Here is a 25,079-nt window from a genome sequence, read left to right as displayed (position 1 = left end):
AAGCGCTGTCCTGGCCCCGCGAATGTGGCGGGGCCAGGACAGAATAGGCGCTACTGGACGGTGATAGTGGCCTTCGCGGTGAGGGTCGTGCCCTGAACCTGGCCGGTCACGGTGAACGTGCCCGGCTGGGCGTACCGATCAGGGCTGATGGCCTCCCAGGTGACGGCGACCGAGCTGTCCTTCGACCCGTCGTTGTACGTCGCCACGACGGTCTTCGGCATCACCGGCGCCGCCCCGGCCTTGGTCGTGATCGCCTCCTCGGCGATCGAGGTGATGGTCACGGCCGCGGTGGTGCGGACGTACACCGTGGCCTGGACGGGCTGGCGCACGCCCTCGGCGAGCCCGGAGACGGTGAAGCTGGTGCCACCCGTCTTCACCTGGTCGGGCGTCACCTGCTGCCAGGTGACGGCGGCGGTGCTGCGGGCGCCGTCCGCGTACAGGGTCTCCACGGTGGCCGGCAGCTTGGGCAGCGTGTCGACCAGGGTGGGGACGTGCACGGGGCGCACGGAGTCCGGCGGGACCTCGTACACCTTGACCTCCAGCAACCCGAGCGACGCCCCGCCGGCCTCCAGCTGGACGCGCAGCCTCGAGGTGCTGACGGTGTCGAAGGAGACGGTGTTGTAGGCGTCGATCGCCGTCGGGTAGGAGGCGACGCCGGTGACGTCCTCGAAGGAGTCCCCGTCCCACTGCTGGATCTTCCACGAGGCGGGCAGGCGCACGCCGCCGCCGTCGTCGAAGAAGTACACGTCGGCCTTGTTCACCCGCACCGGCGACGGCCATTCGAGCTGCACCCACTGCGTGCCCTGCTGCGGCCAGGTGCCCCAGCGCGGGTTGGCGCCGTCGTTGGAGCGCGGCGGGTCGATGCCGTCGTTGATCGCCGCGATCCGCTCCCACGGCGAGGTGTAGGAGGCGGTGGGCGTGGCCTTGGGCGCCACGTTCACCTGCGCGGCCTGGGCCGTGGCGGTGACGGTCACGGTCGCGGAGCCGCTCTTCTCACCGTCCGAGGCGGTGAGCTTGAGCCGGTACGTGCCCGGCTCGGAGAACGACACGACCGTGCTCGTGCCCATCGGATCTGTGAAGAACGCCTCACCGGGCCCGTCGACCTTGGCCCACTGCGTGGTGAGCGAGCCCTTCGGCAGCGCGTCGTCCTTGGCCACCGCGTCGATCCTGACCTGGCCGGGACGGCTGAAGGCCGGATCGACCACGGCCGCCACGTACGGGGCCCGGTTGGTGACCGTGCCCGCGTCGGCGCCCCTCTGGTACGCCTGGATCTCCTTCAGGCCGGTGGCGTAGCCGGGACGGTGGGTGACCAGGACACGCAGCTTCTGCGCGGTGACGGCCGGGAAGCGGACCTCGTTGAGGTTCGCCCGCGGATAGACCGGTTTCCTGGCCTGCCCCGGCACGTCCTTCCAGGTGTCGCCGTCCTGATACTGCACCGAGTAGAAGGCGGGCTCGCTGTACCCCGCCGCCTTGCGGTCGTTATAGAAGTACAGCTTGACCTGGTCGACCTTCTGGGCCGAGCCGAGGTCGACCTCCAGCCAGTCCTGGGCCTTGCCGGAGCCCTTGCTGCCCCAGTACGGCTCGTTGATCGTGAACCCGTCCACCGCGCCGGCCGGGTCGCCGTGGGAGGCGGTGGCGGACTTGACCAGGTTCGGGCGGGTGGAGCGCAGGTCCACGCCGGCCTTCTGGAACAGGTCCTCGACCCGGTCGCCCTCGAGCTCGACCTGGGCGGGGGCCTTCATCGCAGCGGCCTTCTCGGCGTACACCACGGTGCCGCCTTCGACCTTGCCGGTCGCCGGGTCCCAGACCGCGTGCGCGAGACCGGAGAGGGTGACTTTGCGCTTGCCGTCGATGAGGATCGAGTACCCCTCGGGCACGCCGGCGTAGTGCGTCTTGCCGTCGCCGGGCTTGTCCCACACGATGCTGAGGTCGTTGCCCCGGTAGTTGATGCCGTTGACGGTGAAGTGGTCCCAGCCGATGTCCACCGGCCACAGCTCGACCTTGCCGTCCGAGCGCGGCCGCAGGCCCATGACGTCCTCGATCACCGTCCAGTTGCTGCTGCCCAGGATCGTGTGGTGGATCCAGGAGCGGTAGCCGATGGTCTTGGTGGTCTTGTTCCAGTCGGCCCAGAACTCGTTGGCGTCGGGGTAGCGGGTGTCCCCGCCGACAAACTGCGACCAGGCGTTCCAGTAGAGCAGCTGCTTGTACTGGTCGGCCGTGATGTACGGCGTCTGGTACTCCCGCAGCGCCTTGCCGAAGAAGGCGAAGTTACGGGTCGAGTTGATCTGCGAGAAGTTGTTCGAGCCCGGGTTCCCCGCCTCGGCCGCCTCGGCCTTGTCCTTCTGGTTGGCGGTGTACGCCGGGAAGATCGGATACTCCGCCGGGTCGGCCCACAACCGCAGCGCCTCCCGATATTTCGGATCATCGGTGGGCACCAGGCCGGTCGCGTACGGGATGTAGTTGTTCGACTCCTTCCACGGAATCAGGTTGCCGGTCTGCAGGTCGCGGTGCTTGAACAACTTGTTCTGCTCGTCCCAGAGCAGAGTGAGGATGCCGTTCTTGACCTTGTCGGCCACCCCGCGCATCTCGGTGGCCTTCGCCTGGTCGCCCGACAGCTCGTACGCCTGCGCCGCCGCCATCGCGTTGGCGTAGACGTAGGCGCCTTCGAGCCGCTCGTTCGCCCGGTCGTAGTAGTGGAACGACACCGCGTCGGCGTCGTTGCCGGTCATGGCCTCCCAGTCGTACTCGATGACGCCGTTCTTGTTGGAGTCGTAGGCGTTGAGCTGCCCGTAGACGTCCTTCTCGGCATACCGGGCCAGGTTCCGCAGGATCTGCGGCTGCCCGCCGTGGATCTGGTAGCTCTCCAGCGCCGCCGCCGAGATGTACTGCGTGTAGCTGTTCGACCAGTTCTCCGGGTCGCCCGGGTTGTCGGTGTACTTGGAGTTGCGCGACACCTCGCCCGCCGACACCCACGGCCCGTACGAGTAGATGGGGTCGCGCAGGTACTTCAGGTCCTGCACGAACATCGGCACGGTCAGCACGATCGCGTTGTTGTAGCCCAGCGCGCCCTCCACCGACGTCGGGAACTGGTAGTCGTTCCCGGGGATGTCGGCGTCGAGGAAGTTGAAGCGCATCAGCCACCAGCGGTAGTAGATGAACTTCTTGATGCTCTCGTCGGGCACGTCGGTGTAGGGGACGTTGTCCGCCCACCAGGCGTTGTAGTCCTGCAGCTGCCGCCGCAGCGCCTGCTCCGGCGAGCGGCCCTTGTAGCCGTCGTACTCGGCGCGCGACCCGGCGAGCTCCTCGGTGACGAAGCCCATCCGGACCTTGGTGCGCACCGTCTTGCCCGGCTCGACCGTGACGGCGCCCTTGAGCGTGCCGTCGTCGACCTTGAGCCCGTCACCGCTGAGCCTGGGGAAGATCGTGGTCAGCCTGTTCTTGGCGAAGACGGCGCCGGTCAGCTCCCGGTCGCCGTCGGCCGTCCTGGTGTAGGGCGAGGTCACCGTGATCGGGACCGACTTCGCCGCCGACCCGGTGTTGGTGATCTCCAGCGTCGTCACGGCCACGTTCTCGTGCGTGATGAACTTCATCACGCCGACCGACAGCCCGTCCCCGGCGTACTGGCCGGTCCAGTGGCTGGGCATCTGCAGCCGCTTCGACACGTCCTCGGTGAGCGGGCCGCCGAGCGAGATCGTGTACGCGTCCCGGTTGTCGATGCTCTCCCAGTACGCGACGTACCCGCCGAACCCGATCTTGCGGGGGTCGTGCTCCTTCATGAACAGCGCCCGCCCGCGCGTCATCAACCACGGGCCGGCCGGATCGTCGCCCGGCCGGGCCAGCATGCGGTCGATCCAGTACGAGTCGCCGCCCTTCTCCTTCTTGTAGATCTCCTCCATCATCTTGCGCGGGTGGTAGCCGACCGGCTCGTCGGGCACGGGGTCGGCACCCGTGAACACCGGCATCCCGAGATCATCCACGGCGACCGCCGAGGTCGGTAACGCGACAAGAGAGGCTGTGAGCGCTAACACGGCTAAGAAACGCATGGCATTCTCCAGAGGGTTCAGATCGGCAGCCAGACACGCATGGTCGCGGGGCCCCGGTTGCCCCACCGGTGGTAAGGGATGAGCCGCAGCCGCGCGTCCGAGGCGTCCACGCGGCCGTTCTGCGACGCCGAATACGGCCAGCCGTCGCCGTCGCTGTCGCCGAGCGATGCCCCGACCTCCAGCTGGACCACGCCGTCCGCCTCGTGCTCCACGGGCGGCTCGACCCGCACGGCCAGGTCGGCGAGCGGCGGCTCGTCGGCCACCGACTCCGCGCAGTAAACGAGCGGCCCCCGCTCCACCGCCGCGCACCCCCGAAGCGCGTCGATCTTGCTGTTGGGGAAGGTCCACCGCGGCGACATCGCCAGCTCCAGCCGGAGCTCGTCACCCGCCCGCCACGGCCCGTCGGCGACCGCGTATCCCGGGGTCACCGCACGGACGGTCCCCCCGTGCGCGAGCGTCGCGTCCGAGGCCCAGGCGGGGACGCGCAGCTTGATCCGCCCGTCGCCGTCCTCCAGCATCCGGACCGTCACCGTGCCGTCCCACGGGTAGCCGGTCTCCACCCGCACCGCCAGGTCGCCGTGCCGCATCTCCGACGGCGTGAAGTGGTGGATCTGCAGACCGTCCGCCGCGGTCGTGGCCATGTAGGCGGGCAGTGAGGCCAGCGTGCGGGCGATGTTGTTCGGGCAGCAGGACACGTCGAACCAGGGCGAGCGCAGCCCGCCCTCGGCGGCGTGGTTGACGCCTTCGAGCGGCACGGCGGGCACCCGTACCTGCAGCGGGTTGGCGTAGAAGAACGACCGGCCGTCCAGCGCGACCCCGGTGGCGAGCATGTTGTACAGGGTCCGCTCGGCCAGGTCGGCGTAGCGGACGTCGCCGGTGGCCAGCAGCAGCCGGTGCGCCAGCATGATGGAGGCGATGCTCGCGCAGGTCTCGTTGTAGGCGCGGTCCGGCGGCAGCTCGTAGTCGTCGCCGAACGACTCGTCGATGTGCCGCGAGCCCATGCCGCCGGTCAGGTGCGTACGCCGGGCGACCGTGCGCTCCCACTGCGCCTCGACCGCCTTCAGCAACTCCTCGTCGCCGGTCTCGACGGCCACGTCCACCACGCCGGAGGCGAGATAGAGCGCCCGCACGGCATGCCCGCGGAACACCTGCGCCTGACGGACTGGCAGGTCGTCCTGGAAGTAGCCGCGGCCGAAGTGCACCTCGGCGAGCGCCGGCAGGCCGCGCCGCTCGACGAAGCGCTTGGCCATCTCCAGGTACCGCTCCGTCCCGGTCACGCGGTAGAGCTCGACGAGCGCCATCTCGATCACGGGGTGGCCGCAGGTCTCCGTGCCCTCCATGAAGCGGCGGCAGACGTGGTCGGCGGCCCGCACCGCCACCTGCGTGAGCCGGTCCTCGCCGTGCATGCGCAGCCTGGCGACCCCGGCCTGGATGAGGTGGCCGTAGCAGTAGAGCTCGTGCCCCCACTCGAAGTCGGTGTAGCGGCTGCCGGACCAGCGGGTGTTGATGTAGCCGTCGCCCTCCTGGGCCTGGGCCACGGTCTCGGCCAGCTCGGGCAGCCCCGGGTGGTCGGCCCAGGCCATGGCCTCCAGGAGCTTGTAGATCTCGGAGTCGCTGAACTCCCGGCCCCTGCGGGGACGCTCACCCCGGAAGTTGCCGATCCAGCCTTCGCGTTCTTCCCATTCCTGGCAGTGGGCGATGGTGACCTCGCGGTTGAGCGCCACCCGGTCGCCCCAGAAACCGGGCGAGAGGCGTACCGCGTCGAGGCCTAGAGGGGACAGAACGCCCGATGAGGGCAGGACGGGGTTAGCCACGCAGAGCTCCTGACATGAATCCGCGCACGTAGTGGCGCTGCAACACGATGAAGAGGATGAGACAGGGGAAGGCCATGACCATGACGCCGGCCTGGAGCATGCCGTAGTCGACCGCGCCGAACGTCTGCTGCGTCATGCTGACCACGGCCACCGGCAGGGTGAACGAGGCACCGTCGTTGAGCAGGATGAGCGGCGCGAAGAAGTCGTTCCACGAGGCGAGGAACGCGAACAGGCCCACCGTGATCAGCGCGGGCCGCACGGCGTGCAGCAGGATCCTGGTGAAGGCGCGGAAGGTGCCGCACCCGTCCACCAGCGCCGCCTCCTCCAGCTCGCGCGGCAGCGCCTCGAACGCATTGCGCATCATGAACAGCGCGAACGGCAACTGGAACATCACGAACACCAGCGACAACCCCACCAGCGAGTTCTGCAGCCCGATGTAGCCGAGCAGCACGTAGAGCGGGATGAGGATCGTCGCGTACGGCACCATGAGGATCGCCAGCGTGGCGAGGAACAGCAGGTTCTTGCCAGGGAAGTCGAAGCGGGCGAAGCCGTAGCCGCCGAGCGCCGAGACGACCAGCGTGCCCGCCACGGTCATGCCGGAGACCAGCACGCTGTTGGTCGAGTACGTGCCCAGGCCCTCGCCGAAGCCGGCCATCTCCAGATAGTTGGACGGCTCCTCCAGCGAGGCGTAGCCACTCCACACCAGCGGGAACAGGAACAGCACCGCCAGGGCGGACAGCGTGAGGTAACGGCTCATCGCAGCCTCCGCATCATCACCGTGTTGAGCCCGACGAGGGCCACGAGCAGCACGACCGACAGCGCCGCGGCGCCGCCGAGGTCGAAACGGAAGAACGCGTCTCGGTAGACGACCATGACCATGGACACCGTGCTGTTGTCCGGTCCGCCGTTGGTGAAGACGAAGAACTGGTCGAAGGCCAGCAGCGAGCCCGTGACGCTGAGGATGAGCATCAACGCCAGCGTCGGGCGCAGCAGCGGCAGCGTGATCTTGGTGAACACCTGCCAGCGGTTGGCGCCGTCGCTGCGCGCGGCCTCGTACACCTCGGTCGGGATGGCCTGCAGGCCGGTCAGCAGGATGAGCATGTTGAACCCGGCGAAGCGCCAGATCACCAGCGTGATCGTGGAGAACAGCGCCATGTTGGGCGTGCCGATCCACTTCACGGGCTCGTCGGTGATGCCCAGCGACTGGAGCATGGGGTCGATGGGGCCGAAGTCGTTGTTCAGCATGCCGTAGAACAGCAGCCCGGCTGCGGCGAAGCCGACCGCGCCGGGCAGGAAGAACGCCGTCCTGAAGAACGCGATGCCCGGCTTGCGGTCCTGCACCAGCAGGGCCAGGCCCATCGCCGCCGCGGACAGCACGACGGTGGTGATGGCGGTGTACTTGAGGGTGAACAGGACGGCGTCGACGAAGAGCGGGTTGTCAGCGATCTTGAGGTAGTTCGTGGGGGCGTTGAACGTGGCCTGGCCGAGCAGGGGCCAGCGGTTGAGCGACATCCAGACGACCAGCACCAGGGGCGCGATGAAGAGCACGCCCACGATGACGGCCGTCGGCGCCGCGTACAGCCAGCCCTGGACTTTCCTGCTCCGCCACCGGGCGGACGGCGCGGAGTGTGCCGGCCGCCGCCCGGATCGCGTGATCGTCAAGGTCATTGTTGCAGCGACTTCGTGATCTCGGTGTTGAGCTGCGGGAGTTTCGACGTGTCACCGAACACGGCCTCGCGGGCGAAGCGCAGCCACGGGCCCTGCGGGTCGTTGAACGTCTGCCCGAAGCGCAGGGCGAACGGGGTCTGGCCCTTGGCCACCAGCGAGTTGATCATCACCACGCGCGGGTCCTCGGCGGAGTACTTGTTGCCGGCCAGGTCGGTACGGGCGAGCACGTCCTTGTTCTTGGCCATGACCTCGACCTGGGCCTGGTCGGAGACCGTCCAGGACAGGAACTCCCACGCGGCGTCGGCGTTCTTGCTGGTGGAGGAGATGCCGATGGAGTCGCCGCCGACGAACGTCGACTCGCCGCCGTCGGGACCGGCGATCGGGGTGACGCCGATCTTCATGTCCTTGGGCATCTGGCCGAGCGTGGTCGAGGGCATCGGCATGACGCCGATCTCGCCCTTGGGGAAGAAGCCGGTCCAGGTCGGGCCCTGCTCCTCCTTGGTCGTCGGGCCGGTGGCCTTCTTCTCGTACAGCTCGCGGTAGATCTTGAAGACGTCGGTCATCGCGGGCTGGTCGTTGAGCGACTGCGTGCCGTCGGGGTTCATGATCTGACCGCCGGCCGCCCAGACGGACGGCCAGAACGTGAAGACGTAGCAGCCGCCGCAGTTGCCGCCGAAGAACGTGCCGTGGACCTTGCCGTCCTTGCCCAGCTTCTCCTGGATGGTGGTGGCGTGCTGAGCGAACTCCTTCAGCGTCTTCGGGCCCTGCTCGGGGTCGAGCCCGGCCTTCTGGTACAGGTCCTTGTTCCAGAACCAGACCGACAGGTCGAGGGTGTGCGGCAGGGTGTACATCTTGCCGTCGAGCGTGCCGAGCTTCATATGCGAGGGTGCGAGCCCGGCCTTGTACGGTAGCGCGGAGACCCTGTCCGTGATGTCCATGAACAGGCCCTGGGAGGTGTAGTTCGGGACGAAGATGACGTCGGCCGCGAACACGTCGGGCAACTGCTTGGCGCCGGCCGCGGCGGCGATGCGCGGCTGGTAGTTGTCCGTGGGGATGACGGTGAGCTTCACCTGGTTCTTGTGGGTCTTGTTGTACTCCTGGACCAGCCGCTCGCTCTGCGCCTGCGTGGCGGCGCGGGTCCACATCGTGATCGTCACGGGACTGTCCGCTGCTTGCGTGCTGCCCCCACCACCGCCGCCTCCGCCGCTGCTGCCGCAGGCCGCTGCTGTGAGCGCTAACACACCGAGGAGGGAGATCCCGGCCAGCCTTCGTCTCATGATGTGCTCCTGGACTTAAAGGTTTTCGGAAACGTAGAAGAAACCTGTCTCACTGTCAATGGGTGTTAGGGTTCTATGCAGTTCACAGGCGACCGAAAAGGGTTTCGAAGAATGGCGACTAGGCGGGCGACCATCAGTGATGTGGCCTCGCTGGCGGGGGTGTCGATCGCCACGGCGTCCAAGGCGCTCAACGGGCGCCAGGATGTGCGCGCGGCCACGCGCGAGCGCGTGCTGGCCGCCGCGGCGGAGCTCTCCTTCCAGCCGAACGCTCTGGCCAGGGGACTGTTGTCGGGCCAGACCCGCACCGTGGGCCTGCTGACCTCCGACAGCGTCGGCCGGTTCGGCATCCCGGTGCTGCTCGGCGCGGAGAACGCGTTCGGGGCCGGCGAGATGGCCGTGCTGCTGTGTGACGCGCGGGGCGACGCGATCAGGGAGCAGTACCATCTGCGGGCGCTGTTGTCGCGCCGGGTGGACGGGCTGATCGTGGTGGGCGAGAGCACCAACCCGCGGCCGTCGGTGAGCAAGGACCTGCCGGTGCCGGTCGTGTACGCGTACGGGCCCTCCGAGGATCCCGGCGACGTGTCGTTCGTGCCGGACGACGTGGGGGCCGCGGCCATGGCCGTCAAACACCTGCTGGCCATGGGACGCCGCAAGATCGCGCACATCACGGGGCCTACCCACTACAAGGCCGCGCGAGACCGCGAGGAAGGGCTGCGCCTGGCGCTCGCCGAGGCCGGTCTCGAGCAGGTCGGCCAGACGTTGTCGGGGCCGTGGTCGCAGCGGTGGGGGCGGCACGCGGCCGAGATGCTGCTCATGGCCGAGCCCGAGATCGACGCCGTCTTCTGCGGCAGCGACCAGGTCGCGGCCGGGTTCGTGGAGACGGCGCGGGAGCGGGGGCGGCGGGTGCCCGACGACATCGCGGTGGTCGGCTACGACAACTGGGAGGTGCTGTCCACCGAGACCCGGCCGGCGCTGACGACTGTGGACATGAACCTGGAGCTGCTCGGCAGGACGGCGGCCCAGCACCTGTTCGCGGCCATCGACGGCAAGGCGACGCCCGGCGTGCACAAGATGCCCTGCCAGCTCGTCATCCGCGACTCCACGTCCCCGCCCGGCGTCTCCTGATCGTCACCTTGAGCGCGTGGTGACCGCGTGCGGGATCGCTCTGCCGGGGTGGTTTCCTAGGCATATGCCTGATCTCGTTGTGGACGGCGGCGACAAGCTGTGCGTTCAGCTGCTCATCGAGCTGCGCGGCCACGTGCGCCGGGCCGGTCCCGGCGCGGTCATCCACCTGATCGCCATCGACCCGGCCGCGCCCGTGGACCTGCCCGCCTGGTGCCACCTGACCGGGCACACGTATCTGGGGCCGGTGGAGGGCGCCGAGCGCCCCACGTACGCATTGCGCGTGGCCGGGGCCGCCGAGGAGACCGACGACGCGAGACCTTGGCACGTGGCTTAATCGGTTAATGCCTCCGATCCGGGTTGGCCTACAGTATGAGTGATTACCCGGTTCAGAGAGGAAGTCCGTGAAGCGACCGACGATCGCCGACATCGCCAGCCGGGCGGGCGTCTCCAAGGTGGCGGTGTCCTACGCGCTCAACGGCCAGCCGGGGGTGTCCGAAGCGACGCGGGCCAGGATCATCGCCATCGCCGACGAGATCGGCTGGCGGCCCAACAGCGCCGCCCGAGCGCTCAACGGCGCCCGGGCCAACTGCGTCGGCCTCGCGCTGTGCCGTCCTGCCAGGATCCTGGGCGTCGAGCCGTTCTTCATGGAGCTGATCAGCGGCATCGAGGGCGTGCTCGCCGACCGGTCGTACGCGCTGCTGCTCCAGGTGGTCACCAGCCACCAGAAGGAGAGCGAGGTCTACCGGCGCTGGTGGGGCGAGAGCCGCATCGACGGCGTCTTCCTCGTCGACCTGCACTATGCCGACGCCCGCGTGACGGAGCTGGAGCGGCTCGGCATGCCGGTCGTCGTCATCGGCCATCCCTCCCAGTCCGGCTCGTTGTCGGCCATCTGGTCAGACGACGGCCAGGCCGTCCGCGAGACCGTCGGCTATCTCGTGGCGCTCGGCCACCGCCGCATCGCCCGGGTGGCGGGGCTGCCGGAGCTGGTCCACACCGCCGTCCGCGACCAGGCGTTCGCCGAGGCCTGCCAGGGAGCGGCCGAGCACGTCACCGTGCACACCGACTACACCGGCGACGAAGGCGCCCGGGCCACCCGTCGGCTGCTCAGCTCACCCGACCGGCCCACCGCGATCATCTACGACAACGACATCATGGCGGTGGCGGGCCTGTCCGTCGCGCAGGAGATGCGGGTGCGGGTGCCGGACGACCTCTCGATCGTGGCCTGGGACGACTCGCCGCTGGCCCAGGTCGTACGGCCGCCGCTGACGGCGCTCACCCGCGACATCCCGGCCTACGGGGCACACGCGGCCCAGCGGTTGCTGGCCTTGATCGCGGGCGAGAGCGTGCCGCCGTACGAGGACCAGGCGGGGGTGCTGACGCCGCGCGGCAGCACGGGACCCGCGCCCGCGCCAGCAAGGGTGTAAATCCGACTAAACACCGCATTCAGCCATAAACAGGTCGGCGGATGCTACAGTAGCGCCCGTTTCATCCTGTTCGCCCTGCGTGGGGTCGAAGGCGATTGGCACCGAGGAGGTTCGTCGTGCCGTTCAGCAGAAAGCTCGCAACCGGGCTCGGCGTCGGTGCGGCGTCTCTGGCACTGGTTGGGGTAGGGCTGCTCGCCGCCGTTTCGGTGCAGACCTCCGCCCAGGACATGGCCTCCACCGCCACGCGCGAGTCCGCCTCGCCCCCAGCTGCTCCTGGCCACTACGCCGGCGTGGAGATCACCCCCGAACCCACGACCGCCGGGACCCCGACCAGGAAGGCCACCCCCCGGCCCACCGCCACCCGCAAGCCCGTAGCCCCCAAGAAGCCGACAGCCGCCCCAAGGCCCTCGAAGACCACCCGGTCCCCGTCCGCCCGCTCGACGTCGAAGCCGTCAACCGTCGGCACGACGCTTGAGAACCAGGTCGTGACTCTGGCGAACGCGCAGCGGGCCAAGGCCGGATGCAAGCCCCTCCAGCACGACGGCAAGCTCCGCCGGGCCGCCTACGGCCACTCCCAGGACATGGTCGCCAAGGACTACTTCGACCACACCTCACCCACCGGGAAAGAGGCCGATGACCGCATCGCGGCCGCGGGCTTCTCACCCGTCAGCTCGTGGGGCGAGAACATCGCCTACGGTCAGCGTTCGGCGGCCGCCGTCATGGACGACTGGATGAACAGCCCGGGCCACAAGCGCAACATCCTGGACTGCTCCTACACCCACATCGGCGTCGGCTATGTCGCCTCAGGTTCGTATTGGACCCAGGTCTTCGCCGCACGCTGAACGGCACCAGCGTGAATCCGGCGCGTGCCGCGGATCGGCCCAGCGGTTGGCAGACCGCTCGTTCCGAGCCGCGGCACGTGCCGTCCCCTCCTTCGCGACAAACGCCTGGGAGCCGGCCCCCACACGGCTCCATGCTCTACTGAGTGCGCGGACCACCGCCTGAGTACCTCCCTACCTCATCGAAATCAGCTGATTTTTGGATCATGAGCTCAGGCGCTGCTTCGCCTGAGCTCATCACGCGGCGGTGGAGATGAGATCGCCCGAGGCCCAGGTCGAGGTGACGCTGGTCGCGGTCATGCCGACCACGTGTCCCGCACCGTAGGCGATGGCGTCCTCGAAGTCCGCGGGCACGGACTGGTAGCCCTTGTGGTGCGGGCCGCGGACGCAGGCCGAGGCCGGGCCCGTGGTCGTCCGGAGCGACCCGGACAAGGCGGAGGCCACGTTCGACGCGATCGCCTCGGGCGCGGCTCACCGAGTCCGGCGAGCCGCGCCCGCTCGCGTCCGACTGCGCGGTGGCCGCGTACCGGATCACCCAGGAGGCGCTCACCAACATCGTCAAGCACTCCGGCGCGGACCGCGCCGACATCCGGCTCACCTGGGAGGACCACACCCTGATGATCGACATCACCGACAACGGGACGGGCGCGGGACGGGCACTCCCCTCCGGCGGGAACGGGCTGATCGGCATCCGTGAGCGGGCCACGGCCTACGGCGGCGCGGCCACGGCCGGGCCGCGCCAGGATGGTCCGGGCTTCGCGGTGTCGGTACGGCTGCCGCTGGCGGCGTCATGACCGTGCACGTCGTGGTGGCCGACGATCAGGAGCTCGTCATCCGCATGCCCAGGATGGACGGCATCGAGGCGGCCAGGATCGTGTGCGCGGAGAGCGGGTGCCGGGTGTTGATGCTGACCACGTTCGACCTGGACGACTACGTGTTCGACGCGCTGCGGGCGGGGGCGAGCGGCTTCCTGCTCAAGGACGTGCGGCGCGACGAGCTGGTGAACGCGGTGCGGGTGGTGGCGGCCGGCGAGTCGCTGCTGCTGATCGCGCGCGGGCTGTCCAACGCGGAGATCGCCGAGGCCATGGTGGTCAGCGAGCATACGGTAAAGACGCACGTCAGCAACGTGCTGAGCAAGCTGGGGCTGCGGGATCGGGTGCAGGCCGTGATCGCCGCGTACGAGTCGGGGCTGGCCGTGCCGGGTGCGTAACGCGAGGAGCAACGGGTAGACGAGGCCCTATGACTGAGGGCTTCGACAACGACATGCTCTGGGAAGAGTTCCACCGCGTGGTCAACATGAGCTCCGAGGAGCTGCGCGCGTACCTGCTGGCCGACGCCTCGGACGAGAAGAGCTTCCCCCCTGACCCCGACTTGGGCATCGATGAGCTGGGGCGGGGCGTCCTCCACGTCCTGAGCAAGCGGAAGGGCGATCTGACCAAGGATGACCTGGACGTCATGCGGCAGGTCGTCGAGCTTGTCGAGACCATGGGCGACCGGACGGACGACGACTCGCGGCGCGAGCTTATGACCGTCGGGCACGATCCGCTGAGAGGATGAGCCATGGTCGAGCCGCGGCCGTGGATCGAGGGCTACGTGCGAGCGTGGAACTCCAACGATCCCGACGACATCTCCGCCCTGTTCACGGAGGACGCCCTCTACTACACCGAGCCCTACAGCGTGCCCTGGCACGGACGCGACGAGATCGTCGTGAAATGGCTGGACCGGAAGGACAAGCCAGGCGAGGCCACGTTCGAATGGCATCCGGTGTGCGTCACCGAGGACGTCGGCGTCATTCAAGGAGTCACCACGTATCCCGACAAAACCTATAGCAACCTTTGGGTGATCCGGTTCGTGCCAGACGGGCGATGCCGGGAATTCACCGAATGGTGGATGAGACACGACGCCAGATGATGCAATGGGCCGCACCGTCTTCACCCGAGGAGATTCGTTGAGAGACAACCTCGACCTCGCCGCGAGCGCCCAGCAGTTGGCCGACGCCGCCCCGACGGGATCGATCGACCGCGCTGCCGCTTCGTCCGTGGCCATCACGCTGGCCACCACGCGCGACATCACGCACGCCAGGAAGACGCTGGACGGGCTGTCTCCCGAGGACGTGCGCAAGGCCGCGCTGGAGCTCTTCGACCGGCTCGCCGCGAACTGACCGCCCAGGGCACTGCGCCGGCCCGCCCGCGCTGCCGGGCCGGTCTTCGACGTGCTACGCCCAAGCACTGATCGGCTGGGGCGACCTTAATGTATCCCTTCCGGTGCTACCTCCAAAACTGAGTTGATCGGTAGCATCCCGACGTATGGACGTGTCCGAGCTGCCGCTGGTGGGCGGCCATCCGGCTCTGGATCTGGTCAACACCCTGGAACGGGGGGTCCCGGTCCCCGGCTGGGAGCCACGGGACTACGTGTCGGCACCGGCCACGCTGCTGCTGTGGGCGCTCCGAGCCGGATTGATCATCGAAACCGAGGCCCCGGCGGTCGCCGAAGCCTGGGACCGCGACCCTGACGCGGCGCACGCCGCGCTGGCCGCCTGCCGGGACATCCGGGAGTCACTGCACCTCACTCTGCTCGCCACCGCCGCACTGGATGTGGGGCCGATCGACGTCGCGGCCTCCAGCGCAGCGCTCGACCGGCTGCACTGCCGTTGGCTCGCCGCGGCGGGCCGCTCCAGGTTGACACCGGATCCGCGAGGGGCTTCCGCGGTCCGGCTGGTGGTCGGCGTCATCCCCGAGTCCCTGGTGCCGGACCGCGCCGTGGACGCCGCCCTCGACCTGCTGCGCACGGCCGACATCGGGCGCGTGCGCCGCTGCCCGACCGAGAGCGGCGGCTGCGGCTGGATCTTCCTCGACCGCAGCCGCAACGCCTCACGGAGATGGTGCCGGATGGCCGATTGCGGGACGGAGGTCAAGGCGCGCCGTCTCACCGAACGCCGGCGCGCCGCCCGGCAGGCGACGGCGGGGTCCTGAAGCCCGCTTCGCCGATGTCCGCCCGTCGCCCAGAGACCTGAAACCCGTCGATCTGCTACCGGTAAAAGCGGATACAGGAGAAGCAGCATGGACAGGCGCAGCACGGCACGGTCGATCGGCGCGCTGGCCGCGCTCTCGATGTCCACGTTCATCTACGTCACGAGTGAGACACTCCCCATCGGGCTGCTGACATTGATCGCGACGGATTTGTCGACCTCGCCTTCGGCCGTCGGCCTGCTGGTGACCGGCTACGGGCTCGTGGTCGTCATCACCACCCTCCCACTGACCCGGCTGACGTACCGGATGCCGCGCCGCCTCCTGCTGACGAGCCTGCTCGCCGTGTTCGTCGTGGCCGCCTGGCTTTCGGCCGCCGCGACGAGCTACGCGGTCCTTCTCAGCGCCCGGGTGATCATGGCGGTCAGCCAGGCGGTGTTCTGGGCCGTCGTCATCTCGACCGCGACCGGTCTGTTCCCGCCACGCGTACACGGCCGTGTCATCGCCGTGGTGTTGGCCGGCGGCAATCTCGCCACAGTGCTGGGCGTGCCTGCCGGGACATGGCTCGGCCAGCAGGCCGGTTGGCGGGCATCCTTCGTCGCGCTCAGCGCGGTCGGTTTCCTCGCCCTGGTGGCGATTGCTTTGCTGCTGCCGGCCACCGTGGCCGCGGACGCCCCCGCGACCACGGGGACCGCCCCCGACGCCCGCGCGTACTGGAGACTGCTGGTGATGTCCGCCCTCGTGGTCGCCGGGACGTTCACTGCGCTCACCTACGTCACACCCTTCCTGACCGAGGTGAGCGCCTTCTCCGCCGGGGCGATCGGGCCGCTGCTGCTGTTACGGGGCATCGCCTCGGTCCTGGGCGTCGCCCTCAGCGGGCACCTGGTCGACCGCTACGCAGGGGCGGCGATCGCCGTCCCGGTGGCGGCACAGGCCGTGGCGCTCCTCGGGCTGTACGTCCTCGGCAGCGTGCCGGTGGCGGCGGCCGCGCTGGTCGCGCTGTCCGGTCTGTCCTTCGCCGCTCTGGCCACGGCGTTGGCCGGCCGGGTGTTGCAAGTCGCCCCCGGCAGTGTCGATCTCGCCGGGGCGGGCTCGTCGACCGCATTCAACGTCGGGATCACCGCCGGGGCGCTCATCGGCAGCGGCCTGCTGTCCGGCTTCGGCGTACGCAGCACCGCGCTCGTGGGAGGACTTCTCAGCTTGGCCGCGCTCGCCCTCGTGATCAGCCGCCGAGGCGGGCGTTCACGGCGCGGCGGGCCCGGGCCGCGGCATCGGGATCGCGGTGCAGTTGAAGCGTATGGTTCATTGCCATGATGAGGCCGAGCAGCTCGAACGCCAGTTGGTCGGCGTCCGTGCCCGCCGGCAGGTCGCCGGCCGCCGCGGCGCGGCGCGCCTCCTTGCACAGCCGCCCACGCCAGGCATCGAACTGCGCCTCCACCGCGTCCCGGACCGGCCCCTCACGGCCGTCGAACTCGTGCGCCGCCGCCACGAAGAAGCACCCGCCGGGGAAGACCCCGCGTTCCAGGTAAGAGATCCATGCCTCGCAGAGCGCACGTAGCCTGGGCAGCCCGGGGCCGGCGGGCCGGGCGGGCTCCCAGACCTCGGCGCGGAAGATGTCCGCCGCCCGGTCGAGCACGGCGAGCTGCAGCGCCTCTTTGGAGCCGAAATGCCCGAGCACGCCGGACTTGCTCATGCCCAGCTCGGCGGCGAGGCGGCCGATGGTGAGCCCTTCCAGCCCTTCGACCGAGGCGACGGCGACCGAGCGGTCGAGGATGGCTGAACGGGTGCCGAGGGCTTCGGCGACGGACTTGCGCGGGCTCATGCGAGCCACTTTAGCGTCCGAACGTTCGGTTGCTATAGTCCCGGCGTATGAGCGGATCACGACTTGTCGCTACAGGCCACCACCAGCCTGTTCAAATCCTGACAAATGATGATTTGGCAGGCATGGTGGACACCAGCGACGAGTGGATCAGACAGCGGGTCGGCATCCGTACCCGGCATGTGGCCGGGCCCGACGAGAGCGTGGCGGACCTGGCCGGGCACGCCGCCGCGAAGGCCCTGGCCGGCAGCGGCCTGGACCCGGCCGACATCGACCTCGTACTGATCGCCACCTGCACGCAGACCGAGCGCGCCCCGAACATCGCCTCCCGCGTCGCGGCCCGGCTCGGCGTGCCGTCCGCGGCCCTGATGGACGTCGGAGTCTCGTGCTCGGGCTTCACGCACGCCCTGGCGGTGGCCGACCACACGATCCGCGCAGGCGCGGCCACGAACGCGCTGGTCGTCGGGGCGGACAAGATGACGTCGGTCACCGACTGGACCGACCGGACCACGTGCGTGCTGACCGGGGACGGCGCCGGGGCCGCCGTGCTGAGCGCTGCGGCCGAGGCCGAGGTCGGGCCCGTCGTGTGGGGGTCGGCGCCTGAGCTGGGCGCCGCCGTACGCATCGAAGGCACGCCGACGCGCTTCTCCCAAGATGGCCAGACCGTCTACCGGTGGGCCACCACCCGGCTGCCCGAGATCGCCCGGCGGGCCTGCGAGCGCGGCGGCGTGCGCCCCGAGGACCTGGCGGCGGTGGTGCTGCACCAGGCCAACCTGCGCATCATCGAGCCCATCGCCAAGAAGCTCGGCGCGGTCAACGCGGTCGTGGCGCGCGACGTGGTGGAGTCGGGGAACACCTCGGCTGCGAGCGTTCCCCTTGCGCTGTCGAAGCTGCTGGAGCAGGGGGTGGTGCGGCGCGGGGCGCCGATGTTGCTCTTCGGCTTCGGGGGCAATCTGTCCTATGCGGGCATGGTGGTCCGCTGCCCCTGATGGTCGGACAGCACCGACCGCATGTCCTTGATGGCCCGCAACGTGCCCCGTACGGTCCCCGTCACCTTGGAACGCCCGGCGCGCGGCAAATAGTCGACCTCGGTCTCCGCGACGCGCCACCCCGCGGCGGCGGCCCGCAGCACCATCTCCAGCGGGTAACCGAAGCGCCGGTCGGCCAGTTCCAGGCCGAGCAGCGCGGTCCGGCGGCAGGCCCGCATCGGCCCGAGGTCGTGCACCGATATCCCGGCGGCGCGCCGCAGCCGGCGCGCCAGGACGGCGTTCGCCCAGCGGGCGTGCGCCGGCCACGCGCCCGCCGTCGCGGCCACCCTCCGGCCCAGCACCAGATCGGCGTCCCCGCCGACGACCTGGGCCGTGACCAGCGGGAGCTGCCGGGGGTCGAGGGATGCGTCGGCGTCCATGAAGCAGACGACGTCGCTGGTGGCGGCCAGCAGGCCGGCGTGGCAGGCGGCGCCGAAACCGCGCCGCGGCTCCCGTACGACCAGGGCGCCGTGGGCGGCGGCCACCTGGTCGGAGCCGTCGGTGGAGCCGTTGTCGGCCACGATGGGCCGGTAGCCGGGCGGCATGCGTTCCAGCACCCACGGCAACGCCTCGGCCTCGTCCAAGCAGGGCAACACGACATCGATCACAAGCCCGACGCTAAAGCCTCCGCCCGGCCCGGATCCTTACGGACCGGTGACGTGCGGGCCGTGCTCGATCATTCCAGCCTCGAGTCTCGCCACCGCCGACTGCGTCATCCCCGTCTCACGCGCCAGGTCATGCTGCTCGCGCATCGTTCTGACGGCCTTTCCCCTTCGTGGGCGAGACGTGCGGCCTCGTACGCCTCCGCCGCGCCCGCTTGACCTCGCGATCGTCGCGCATCTTTGTCTTGCGGAACACGGTCAAAGCCTCTAACGCCGGGCGAACTCCTTCATGCCGTCTTCGAAGGAGATCTCGGCCGTGAAACCCAGGTCGGCGACCGCCCGGGCTGGAGAGGCGACGATGTGGCGGACGTCGCCGAGGCGGTAGGCGCCTGTGGTCACCGGGTCTGGGCCGCCTGTGTGGATGGCCAGGGCCGTGGCGAGGTCGCCGACTGTGTACGGGGTGCCGCTGGCGATGTTGTACGGCGTCAACGCCCCCGCCACGCCGGCCCGGAGCGCCAGCACGTTGGCTCTGGCCACATCGCGTACGTGGACGAAGTCGCGGCGCTGGCCGCCGTCCTCGAAGACCTGGGGCGCCCGCCCGGACAGCAGAGCCGACAGGAAGATGGACGCCACTCCGGCATAGGGCGTGTTCCGGGGCATGCGGGGGCCGTAAACGTTGTGGTAGCGCAGAGCCACGGCGATGCCGCCGGTTTCGCGGGCCCAGTTGGCGGCCAGATGCTCTTGGGCCAGCTTGGTCGTGGCGTAGGCGTTGCGGGGGTCGAGCGGGGCGTCCTCCTCGACGACCGAAGGGGAGAGGACGCTGTCGCACTGAGGGCAGCGAGGGTCGAAGAGGCCTTGCTCCAGGTCCGCGGACCGCCTCGGCCCGGGGCGGACGGGGCCGTGGCGGGAGCAGTCGTAGGCGCCTTCCCCGTACACGACCATGGAGGAGGCCAGCACCAGCCGCCCGACGCCGTGCCTGGCCATGGCCGCCAGCAGGGTCGCCGTGCCGTACGCGTTGACCGAGGCGTAGTCGGGCAGGTCGGCCACGTCGACGCCGAGACCGACCTTGGCGGCCTGGTGGACGACGGCGTCGACGCCGGGCAGGAGGCGGTCCAGGGCCGCGCCGTCCCGCACGTCCACGCCGGTACGCAGGTCGGCGGAGATGACCTCGCAGTCGAGCGCTTCGGCGACGTGGCTGCCGATGAAGCCGGCGGAGCCGGTGAGGAGCACGCGCATGCCGCCGATCCAACACCCGCCCAGGTCCGGCGGATCTTACGAATCGGTGACCTCGGCCAGGTGCCCGACCAGTTTCTCCAGCTGCTCGGCATAGTGCCCGACGAAATCGGGCGAGGCGGGATCTAGGTCGAAGGCGGCCCGGGCCAGCTGCGGGAACGAGATGCCGGCCGCGGCCATCGCGAAGAACGCCACCAGCACGGCGGCCGGATCGAGATCCGCGGGCAGCTCACCCGCCTCCTGGCGCTTCCTCAGCCCCTCCAGGTCGCGGCGCACGTCCTCGGCGAACGCGGCATCGGGCGGGCCGTCGTCGGTCAGCCCCTGCCAGACCAGGAGCTTGCCGAAGTCCCGTCGCTCGGCATTGGCCCGCACATATCCGGCCACGAGGGCACCTAGGGAGGACGAGCGGTCGGCGAACACGCTCTCCTCACTCTGCCAGCGGGTGGTGATCGCCTGGTAGAGGCCCTCTTTGCCGCCGAAATAGTACGAGATCAGCTGCTTGTTCACCCCGGCCCTGGCGGCGATCTCGTTGACCCGCGCCCCCGCGAACCCCTTGGCGGCGAACTCCTCCAGGGCCGCCTGCAGGATCCGGGCCTTCGTGCGCTCGGGATCGCGTTGCCTCTCCTCCGGTGCTCGTCTCATGCCCGCACTCTATCATCCATCCGGATGGTTGACAGAATTATCCAAACGGTTGATAGTTGGAGTCATGACACACCACATTGCGATCATCGGTGGCGGGATCGGCGGGCTCTGCCTGGCCCAGGGACTGCGCAAGGCAGGCTGCGACGTGACCGTCTACGAGCGGGACCGGACACCGGCCGACCGGCTGCAGGGATACCGGGTGCACATCGATCCGAACGGCGCCCGCGCGCTGCGCGACTGCCTGCCGGACCACCTGTGGCGGTCCTTCCTGGACACGACCGGGCAGGGCGGCCAGGACTTCGGCTTCCTTACCGAGCAACTCGACCTGCTGACGCTGATCGAGACGCCCCAGGCGGCCGATCCTGCCGACGACCACCACTCGGTCAGCCGCATCACGCTCAGGCAAGTGCTGCTGTCGGGGCTGGACGACGTCGTACGGTTCGGGAAGACGTACGAGAGGTATGAGCGCCTGCCCGACGGGCGGGTGGAGCTGTTCTTCGCGGACGGCACCAGCGAGACCGCGGACATCGTGGTCGCCGCGGACGGCGGGAACTCGCGGGTGCGCCGGCAGTATCTGCCGCACGCCGAGCGGGTGGACACCGGGATCACGACCGTGGCGGGCAAGTTCCCGCTCACCGACGAGACCAGGAAGCTGCTGGCGCCACGGCTAGTGGAGGGGCCCAACAACATCATCCCGCCCAAGGGCATCGGGCTGTTCTGCGCACCGCACGACCTGAGCGATTTCGCGCCCGCGGCCGGCGGGATCGGGACGACCGAGCAGGCCGGCGGGATCGGGATGACCGAGCAGGAGGGTGCGCTGATGGACAACACCAGCAGTTACGTGTTGTGGGCGGTCGGCGCGGCGGCCGGGCGGTTCCCATCCGACATTTCCGAAATGTCGGGCGAGCAGCTCAAGGACACCGTCGCACAGATGATCAGGTCGTGGCACCCGGACCTCCGCAGGATGATCGACCTGTCGCATCCCGACACCGTCAGCCTGCTGCCGATCCGCACCTCGATCCCGATCGACCCCTGGCCGACCACGAACATCACCCTGCTGGGCGACGCCATCCACAGCATGACCCCCATGCGCGGCATCGGCGCGAACACCGCCCTGCGCGACGCCCGCCTGCTGTGCCGCGCCCTGACCGCCGGCGGCGACCCGATCGAGGCCATCGCCGGGTACGAAGCCGAGATGCGGGAGTACGGCTTCGCCGCCGTACGCGACTCGCTGCGCTCGGCTCAGCAGTTCGTCGGAGAGAACCGGATCGCGCGGATGGGCTTCAAGTCCTTCCTCCGCCTCGTCCACAGGGTCCCCTCACTCAAGGCCAAGGTTTTCTCCTGACGCGGGCTGTTGCATGCCAGGACGCGCGGCCGGCGCTGAGACTGCTCTCAGCCCTGTGACAAGACGGGCTACCGCACGCCGCCCCGATACGACAGGGTTGAGGCAACGTGCACCGCGAGGTAAGGAGACCTGTGGTCAGCCCTGGCACGCTCGACACTCGGGGAAGCGACTTCGCCCGACTAGCCCACACCATTGCGGACGCCGGTCTACTGGACCGGCGTCCCTTTTATTACGCGACGCGGATCACCATCGCCGTCGTCGTCTACGTCGGCTGCTGGACGCTGTTCGCCTGGCTCGGCGACTCGTGGCTGCAGTTGCTGGTCGCGGCCGCGCTGGCCGTGGTGTTCGCGCAGTTCGGGTTCGTCGCCCACGACATCGGGCACCGGCAGGTCTTCAGAAGGCGGCAATCGAGCGACGTGGCGGGACTGCTGATCGGCAACCTCGGCGTCGGGCTCGGCTGGGGCTGGTGGACCAGCAAGCACAATCGCCACCACGCCAATCCCAACCATGAGGACCACGACCCGGACGTCTCCCCCGCGGTCATCGTCTGGTCGACCGATCAGGCCATCAAGAGCCGGGGATTGCCGCGCTTCATCGCGAAATATCAGGCTTACTGGTTTTTCCCGCTGCTCACCCTCGAGGCCTGGCACCTTCACGTGGCCAGCGTCAAAGCGCTGTTCAAGCCCTCGGCCAAGCGGCGCGCACCAGAGCTGGCACTGCTGGTCGTGCATTTCGCGGCGTATTTCGGAGCGGTCTTCGCGGTGTTGCCGGTCGGCAAGGCGCTGCTGTTCCTAGTGGTGCATCAGGGGTTGTTCGGGCTGTACCTGGGGAGCACGTTCGCGCCGAACCATAAGGGGATGCCCGTGCTGACGAAGGAGGACAAGCTCGACTTTCTGCGTAAGCAGGTGCTCACGTCGCGCAATGTCAGGGGCGGCTGGTTCACCGACGTGGCGCTCGGCCAGCTCAACTACCAGATCGAACATCATCTGTTCCCCAACATGCCGGCCCCGAGCCTGCGCCGGGCGCAACCCATCGTCCAGCAGTACTGCGCGGAGATCGGCGTCAGCTACCTGCAGACCGGGCTGCTCGACTCGTACGGGCAGGCGTTGCGACACCTGCACGAGGTCGGCGCTCCGCTAAGGAGATGAGCCGCCTCATCACTCTTTTCCCTCGGCCAGTCGCTGGAGCAGCCAGTCGCGGCGGAGCTCGAGATCGGCGATCAGCTCGATCTGCTCATCCGCCTGGCTGATGATGGCCGCCTTCTCGATCTGGTCGGTCACGCCCATGTCGCGCATCTGCTCGCGAATGTCCCGGTTCTCGGCTCGCAGCCGTGCCAGGTCCTCTTCGACCTGCCGGAGTTCGTCCTTGGTGCTCATTCATCGGCTCTACCCTTACAGAATGGGAGGCATGCGAAGGCCGTCCACCAGCACGATCGTGTCACTCGTGGCGATCGCGTCGGTGCTGGCCGGGGTGTTGATCACTTACGCCTTCCGCGGCGACAGGCAGCCGAACGGGCTGGATGTGGTGCTGCCGATCATCGCCTGCGCCGGACTGCTGGCGCGGCGCGCCTATCCCGTGGCGGCTCTGATCGTCGTGGCCGTGTCCGTCGCGATCTACTATCCGGGGGCGGGGCTCGACGGGCCGCTGCTCGTGCTGGCGTTCATGGTCCTCTACACCGCCGCCGACCGGGGCCGCCTCATCGCGGCCATCACGGTGGGCGCGGTGTTGCTGCTCGGCATGGGGATCGGCGAGCTCGACGGCCCTCGGCACGTGGACGACAGCATGTTCGCCGCGATCGCCGGCTGGGTGGTGGCGGCCATCGCGTTCGGCGGGGTCACCCGCAACCGGCGCGCCTACCTGGAGGAGGCCGAGCGGCGCGCGATCGACGCCGAGCACAGCAAGGAGGAGGAGGCCATGCGCCGCGAGAGCGAGGAGCGCCTGCGCATCGCCCGCGAGTTGCACGACGTGCTCGGACACAACATCTCGATGATCAATGTGCAGGCGGCCGCCGCGCTGCACGGGCTGAAGAAGCGGCCCGAGGACGCCGAGGCGGCACTGCGGACGATCAAGGACACCAGCAAGGAGACGCTGCGCGAGCTGCGCACCACGCTCGGGGTGCTGCGGCAGGTGGACGAGCACGCGCCGACCGCGCCCGCCGACAGCCTGACGCGGTTGGACGCGCTGGTCGCCGCCTCCGGCCTGGAGGTGCGCACGGAGCTGGCGGGCCCGCTCGACGCGGTGCCGACCGAGGTCGACTTGGCCGCCACCCGCATCATCAGGGAGGCGCTGACGAACGTCTCCCGCCATTCCGGTACGACCCAGGCCACGCTGACCGTCAGCAACACGTCCGGAAATATCATGATCCGCGTGGAGGATGAGGGGCCGGGCGCCTCCTACGAGGGAGGCAGCGGCTTCGGCCTGCAGGGCATGCGCGAACGGGCGAGCGCGCTCGGCGGCACCCTGGAGGCGGGCCCCCGCCCCGAGGGCGGCTTCCGCGTCGTCGCCCGTCTGCCGTTGAACGGAGTGCGATGATCCGCGTGTTACTCGCCGACGATCAGACCCTGGTCCGGGCCGGGTTCCGGTCCATACTCAGCGACGAGGACGACATCGAGGTCGTCGCCGAGGCCCCCAACGGGGCGGCGGCCGTCACCGGGGCCCGCGAGCACCGCCCCGACGTCGTGCTGATGGACATCCGCATGCCCGAGCTCGACGGCCTGGAGGCCACCCGCCAGATCGCCGGCGACCCGCGGCTCGACGGCGTCAAGGTGATCATCCTGACCACGTTCGACCTGGACGACTACGTCTACGGCGCGCTGCGGGCCGGCGCGAGCGGCTTCCTGGTCAAGGACACCGAGCCGGCCGAGCTGATCCACGCGGTCCGGGTCGTGGCCAGGGGCGACGCGCTGATCTCACCGTCGGTCACCCGGCGGCTGATCGCCGAGTTCGCCGGCCGGGTCAAGCGCCCCGAGCCGGGGCCCGAGCTCAACGCGCTCACCGAGCGCGAGCGCGAGGTCATGACGCTGGTGGCCGCGGGCCTGTCGAACGACGAGATCGCGGCCCGGCTCGTGCTCAGCCCCGCCACCGCGAAGACGCATGTCAGCCGCATCATGACGAAGTTGTCGGTCCGCGACAGAGCCCAGGTCGTGGTGCTCGCCTACGAGGCCGGCATGATCACTCCAGGCTGGCTTACCCCCTGAGTTGTACGCCGGAGCGGCGCCCTACATCCCTGGGATGCACGCGGGTGACCGCCTGAG

General features: G+C 69.4%; 26 protein-coding genes and 1 pseudogene. 16 read left to right on the top strand and 11 right to left on the bottom strand.

Annotated features, from left to right (window positions below; all coding sequences use genetic code 11):
• Positions 1 to 50 precede the first annotated feature (50 nt).
• The 5 genes from ACTWQA_RS34660 to ACTWQA_RS34640 form a co-directional block, all read right to left on the bottom strand.
• The gene (locus tag ACTWQA_RS34660; protein WP_443163195.1) at positions 51 to 3,962 is read right to left on the bottom strand and encodes a galactose-binding domain-containing protein; all 3,912 of its coding nucleotides are present in this window, start codon (positions 3,960 to 3,962) and stop codon (positions 51 to 53) included.
• A gap of 98 nt (positions 3,963 to 4,060) precedes the next feature.
• Positions 4,061 to 5,857 (bottom strand): glycoside hydrolase family 127 protein, encoded by a 1,797-nt coding sequence (locus tag ACTWQA_RS34655; RefSeq protein WP_443163194.1) that lies wholly within the window; start codon positions 5,855 to 5,857, stop codon positions 4,061 to 4,063.
• Complete coding sequence (locus tag ACTWQA_RS34650; RefSeq protein ID WP_443163193.1) at positions 5,850 to 6,614, bottom strand: carbohydrate ABC transporter permease; 765 nt, start codon at positions 6,612 to 6,614, stop codon at positions 5,850 to 5,852. Before ACTWQA_RS34650 ends, ACTWQA_RS34655 begins: the two co-directional genes overlap by 8 nt.
• Positions 6,611 to 7,525: a carbohydrate ABC transporter permease gene (locus ACTWQA_RS34645; RefSeq protein ID WP_443163192.1), complete on the bottom strand. Its 915-nt coding sequence runs from the start codon at positions 7,523 to 7,525 to the stop codon at positions 6,611 to 6,613. The genes ACTWQA_RS34650 and ACTWQA_RS34645 overlap by 4 nt, the downstream gene beginning before the upstream one ends.
• Positions 7,522 to 8,802 (bottom strand): ABC transporter substrate-binding protein, encoded by a 1,281-nt coding sequence (locus ACTWQA_RS34640; protein WP_327587760.1) that lies wholly within the window; start codon positions 8,800 to 8,802, stop codon positions 7,522 to 7,524. Before ACTWQA_RS34640 ends, ACTWQA_RS34645 begins: the two co-directional genes overlap by 4 nt.
• 111 nt (positions 8,803 to 8,913) lie before the next feature.
• Between ACTWQA_RS34640 and ACTWQA_RS34635 the strand changes: the two genes are divergently transcribed.
• The 4 genes from ACTWQA_RS34635 (at position 8,914) to ACTWQA_RS34620 (ending at position 12,193) form a co-directional block, all read left to right on the top strand.
• Entirely contained in the window at positions 8,914 to 9,927 is a 1,014-nt protein-coding gene (locus ACTWQA_RS34635; RefSeq protein WP_443163191.1) for a LacI family DNA-binding transcriptional regulator, read from the top strand.
• A 64-nt stretch (positions 9,928 to 9,991) separates the two neighbouring features.
• Entirely contained in the window at positions 9,992 to 10,261 is a 270-nt protein-coding gene (locus tag ACTWQA_RS34630) for a sulfurtransferase TusA family protein (RefSeq protein ID WP_443163190.1), read from the top strand.
• Positions 10,262 to 10,328: 67 nt separating this feature from the next.
• The gene (locus ACTWQA_RS34625; protein ID WP_443163189.1) at positions 10,329 to 11,351 is read left to right on the top strand and encodes a LacI family DNA-binding transcriptional regulator; all 1,023 of its coding nucleotides are present in this window, start codon (positions 10,329 to 10,331) and stop codon (positions 11,349 to 11,351) included.
• Between the two features lie 116 nt (positions 11,352 to 11,467).
• Entirely contained in the window at positions 11,468 to 12,193 is a 726-nt protein-coding gene (locus tag ACTWQA_RS34620; protein WP_443163188.1) for a CAP domain-containing protein, read from the top strand.
• A gap of 234 nt (positions 12,194 to 12,427) precedes the next feature.
• Here the strand turns inward: ACTWQA_RS34620 and ACTWQA_RS34615 are convergent, their stop codons facing one another.
• On the bottom strand, positions 12,428 to 12,634 hold the full coding sequence (locus tag ACTWQA_RS34615) for a hypothetical protein (RefSeq protein WP_443163187.1): 207 nt from the start codon (positions 12,632 to 12,634) through the stop codon (positions 12,428 to 12,430).
• A gap of 71 nt (positions 12,635 to 12,705) precedes the next feature.
• Here ACTWQA_RS34615 and ACTWQA_RS34610 point away from each other — a divergent pair, with 71 nt between their 5' ends.
• The 7 genes and pseudogenes from ACTWQA_RS34610 (at position 12,706) to ACTWQA_RS34580 (ending at position 16,470) form a co-directional block, all read left to right on the top strand.
• Positions 12,706 to 12,984 carry an ATP-binding protein gene (locus tag ACTWQA_RS34610; protein WP_443163186.1) on the top strand — a complete coding sequence of 93 codons (279 nt, stop codon included), beginning with the start codon at positions 12,706 to 12,708 and terminating at the stop codon, positions 12,982 to 12,984.
• Between the two features lie 38 nt (positions 12,985 to 13,022).
• Positions 13,023 to 13,400, top strand: a pseudogene (locus ACTWQA_RS34605) (LuxR C-terminal-related transcriptional regulator); the annotation flags it as partial.
• Positions 13,401 to 13,429: 29 nt separating this feature from the next.
• Positions 13,430 to 13,747 (top strand): DUF3140 domain-containing protein, encoded by a 318-nt coding sequence (locus ACTWQA_RS34600; RefSeq protein ID WP_443163185.1) that lies wholly within the window; start codon positions 13,430 to 13,432, stop codon positions 13,745 to 13,747.
• A 3-nt stretch (positions 13,748 to 13,750) separates the two neighbouring features.
• Positions 13,751 to 14,101: a nuclear transport factor 2 family protein gene (locus tag ACTWQA_RS34595; RefSeq protein ID WP_305919598.1), complete on the top strand. Its 351-nt coding sequence runs from the start codon at positions 13,751 to 13,753 to the stop codon at positions 14,099 to 14,101.
• Between the two features lie 37 nt (positions 14,102 to 14,138).
• On the top strand, positions 14,139 to 14,351 hold the full coding sequence (locus ACTWQA_RS34590; RefSeq protein WP_305919599.1) for a hypothetical protein: 213 nt from the start codon (positions 14,139 to 14,141) through the stop codon (positions 14,349 to 14,351).
• A 145-nt stretch (positions 14,352 to 14,496) separates the two neighbouring features.
• Entirely contained in the window at positions 14,497 to 15,162 is a 666-nt protein-coding gene (locus tag ACTWQA_RS34585; RefSeq protein ID WP_443163184.1) for a CGNR zinc finger domain-containing protein, read from the top strand.
• A gap of 87 nt (positions 15,163 to 15,249) precedes the next feature.
• Complete coding sequence (locus ACTWQA_RS34580) at positions 15,250 to 16,470, top strand: MFS transporter (protein ID WP_443163183.1); 1,221 nt, start codon at positions 15,250 to 15,252, stop codon at positions 16,468 to 16,470.
• On the opposite strand, the gene ACTWQA_RS34575 is transcribed toward ACTWQA_RS34580, so the two are convergent.
• Positions 16,379 to 16,978 (bottom strand): TetR/AcrR family transcriptional regulator, encoded by a 600-nt coding sequence (locus tag ACTWQA_RS34575; protein ID WP_443163182.1) that lies wholly within the window; start codon positions 16,976 to 16,978, stop codon positions 16,379 to 16,381. The two genes, ACTWQA_RS34580 and ACTWQA_RS34575, sit on opposite strands and share 92 nt — an antisense overlap.
• 47 nt (positions 16,979 to 17,025) lie before the next feature.
• Here ACTWQA_RS34575 and ACTWQA_RS34570 point away from each other — a divergent pair, with 47 nt between their 5' ends.
• Positions 17,026 to 17,964 carry a beta-ketoacyl-ACP synthase III gene (locus ACTWQA_RS34570; protein ID WP_443163181.1) on the top strand — a complete coding sequence of 313 codons (939 nt, stop codon included), beginning with the start codon at positions 17,026 to 17,028 and terminating at the stop codon, positions 17,962 to 17,964.
• Here the strand turns inward: ACTWQA_RS34570 and ACTWQA_RS34565 are convergent.
• The 3 genes from ACTWQA_RS34565 to ACTWQA_RS34555 all read right to left on the bottom strand — a co-directional run bounded on the left by ACTWQA_RS34565 (position 17,934) and on the right by ACTWQA_RS34555 (position 20,480).
• Entirely contained in the window at positions 17,934 to 18,611 is a 678-nt protein-coding gene (locus ACTWQA_RS34565; protein ID WP_443163180.1) for a glycosyltransferase family 2 protein, read from the bottom strand. The two genes, ACTWQA_RS34570 and ACTWQA_RS34565, sit on opposite strands and share 31 nt — an antisense overlap.
• A 261-nt stretch (positions 18,612 to 18,872) precedes the next feature.
• Complete coding sequence (locus ACTWQA_RS34560) at positions 18,873 to 19,841, bottom strand: NAD-dependent epimerase/dehydratase family protein (RefSeq protein ID WP_443163179.1); 969 nt, start codon at positions 19,839 to 19,841, stop codon at positions 18,873 to 18,875.
• 36 nt (positions 19,842 to 19,877) lie between these two features.
• The gene (locus tag ACTWQA_RS34555; RefSeq protein WP_443163178.1) at positions 19,878 to 20,480 is read right to left on the bottom strand and encodes a TetR/AcrR family transcriptional regulator; all 603 of its coding nucleotides are present in this window, start codon (positions 20,478 to 20,480) and stop codon (positions 19,878 to 19,880) included.
• Between the two features lie 64 nt (positions 20,481 to 20,544).
• On the opposite strand from ACTWQA_RS34555, the gene ACTWQA_RS34550 reads away from it, so the two are divergent.
• Positions 20,545 to 21,825 carry an FAD-dependent oxidoreductase gene (locus tag ACTWQA_RS34550; protein ID WP_443163177.1) on the top strand — a complete coding sequence of 427 codons (1,281 nt, stop codon included), beginning with the start codon at positions 20,545 to 20,547 and terminating at the stop codon, positions 21,823 to 21,825.
• 131 nt (positions 21,826 to 21,956) lie between these two features.
• The gene (locus ACTWQA_RS34545) at positions 21,957 to 22,973 is read left to right on the top strand and encodes a fatty acid desaturase family protein (protein ID WP_442942103.1); all 1,017 of its coding nucleotides are present in this window, start codon (positions 21,957 to 21,959) and stop codon (positions 22,971 to 22,973) included.
• 9 nt (positions 22,974 to 22,982) lie between these two features.
• On the opposite strand, the gene ACTWQA_RS34540 is transcribed toward ACTWQA_RS34545, so the two are convergent.
• Entirely contained in the window at positions 22,983 to 23,201 is a 219-nt protein-coding gene (locus ACTWQA_RS34540; protein ID WP_305919608.1) for a hypothetical protein, read from the bottom strand.
• 31 nt (positions 23,202 to 23,232) lie between these two features.
• Between ACTWQA_RS34540 and ACTWQA_RS34535 the strand changes: the two genes are divergently transcribed.
• Positions 23,233 to 24,357 (top strand): sensor histidine kinase, encoded by a 1,125-nt coding sequence (locus tag ACTWQA_RS34535; RefSeq protein WP_443163176.1) that lies wholly within the window; start codon positions 23,233 to 23,235, stop codon positions 24,355 to 24,357.
• Entirely contained in the window at positions 24,354 to 25,022 is a 669-nt protein-coding gene (locus ACTWQA_RS34530; RefSeq protein WP_327587742.1) for a response regulator transcription factor, read from the top strand. The genes ACTWQA_RS34535 and ACTWQA_RS34530 overlap by 4 nt, the downstream gene beginning before the upstream one ends.
• Positions 25,023 to 25,079: the final 57 nt, after the last annotated feature.

It is taken from the genome of Nonomuraea sp. 10N515B, assembly GCF_052245915.1.
Classification (GTDB): domain Bacteria; phylum Actinomycetota; class Actinomycetes; order Streptosporangiales; family Streptosporangiaceae; genus Nonomuraea.
The sequence above is the reverse complement of the archived record's forward strand: the minus strand, read 5'-3'. Positions and strand labels throughout refer to the sequence as shown.

What these genes read in the sequence shown, in the direction of transcription:
- ACTWQA_RS34660 (WP_443163195.1), bottom strand. Translation starts at nt 3,962, where the DNA reads ATGCCGGTGTTCACGGGTGCCGACCCCGTGCCCGACGAGCCGGTCGGC.
- ACTWQA_RS34650 (WP_443163193.1), bottom strand. Translation starts at nt 6,614, where the DNA reads ATGAGCCGTTACCTCACGCTGTCCGCCCTGGCGGTGCTGTTCCTGTTC.
- ACTWQA_RS34645 (WP_443163192.1), bottom strand. Translation starts at nt 7,525, where the DNA reads ATGACCTTGACGATCACGCGATCCGGGCGGCGGCCGGCACACTCCGCG.
- ACTWQA_RS34640 (WP_327587760.1), bottom strand. Translation starts at nt 8,802, where the DNA reads ATGAGACGAAGGCTGGCCGGGATCTCCCTCCTCGGTGTGTTAGCGCTC.
- ACTWQA_RS34635 (WP_443163191.1), top strand. Translation starts at nt 8,914, where the DNA reads ATGGCGACTAGGCGGGCGACCATCAGTGATGTGGCCTCGCTGGCGGGG.
- ACTWQA_RS34630 (WP_443163190.1), top strand. Translation starts at nt 9,992, where the DNA reads ATGCCTGATCTCGTTGTGGACGGCGGCGACAAGCTGTGCGTTCAGCTG.
- ACTWQA_RS34600 (WP_443163185.1), top strand. Translation starts at nt 13,430, where the DNA reads ATGACTGAGGGCTTCGACAACGACATGCTCTGGGAAGAGTTCCACCGC.
- ACTWQA_RS34595 (WP_305919598.1), top strand. Translation starts at nt 13,751, where the DNA reads ATGGTCGAGCCGCGGCCGTGGATCGAGGGCTACGTGCGAGCGTGGAAC.
- ACTWQA_RS34585 (WP_443163184.1), top strand. Translation starts at nt 14,497, where the DNA reads ATGGACGTGTCCGAGCTGCCGCTGGTGGGCGGCCATCCGGCTCTGGAT.
- ACTWQA_RS34580 (WP_443163183.1), top strand. Translation starts at nt 15,250, where the DNA reads ATGGACAGGCGCAGCACGGCACGGTCGATCGGCGCGCTGGCCGCGCTC.
- ACTWQA_RS34575 (WP_443163182.1), bottom strand. Translation starts at nt 16,978, where the DNA reads ATGAGCCCGCGCAAGTCCGTCGCCGAAGCCCTCGGCACCCGTTCAGCC.
- ACTWQA_RS34570 (WP_443163181.1), top strand. Translation starts at nt 17,026, where the DNA reads ATGAGCGGATCACGACTTGTCGCTACAGGCCACCACCAGCCTGTTCAA.
- ACTWQA_RS34560 (WP_443163179.1), bottom strand. Translation starts at nt 19,841, where the DNA reads ATGCGCGTGCTCCTCACCGGCTCCGCCGGCTTCATCGGCAGCCACGTC.
- ACTWQA_RS34555 (WP_443163178.1), bottom strand. Translation starts at nt 20,480, where the DNA reads ATGAGACGAGCACCGGAGGAGAGGCAACGCGATCCCGAGCGCACGAAG.
- ACTWQA_RS34550 (WP_443163177.1), top strand. Translation starts at nt 20,545, where the DNA reads ATGACACACCACATTGCGATCATCGGTGGCGGGATCGGCGGGCTCTGC.
- ACTWQA_RS34540 (WP_305919608.1), bottom strand. Translation starts at nt 23,201, where the DNA reads ATGAGCACCAAGGACGAACTCCGGCAGGTCGAAGAGGACCTGGCACGG.
- ACTWQA_RS34535 (WP_443163176.1), top strand. Translation starts at nt 23,233, where the DNA reads ATGCGAAGGCCGTCCACCAGCACGATCGTGTCACTCGTGGCGATCGCG.
- ACTWQA_RS34530 (WP_327587742.1), top strand. Translation starts at nt 24,354, where the DNA reads ATGATCCGCGTGTTACTCGCCGACGATCAGACCCTGGTCCGGGCCGGG.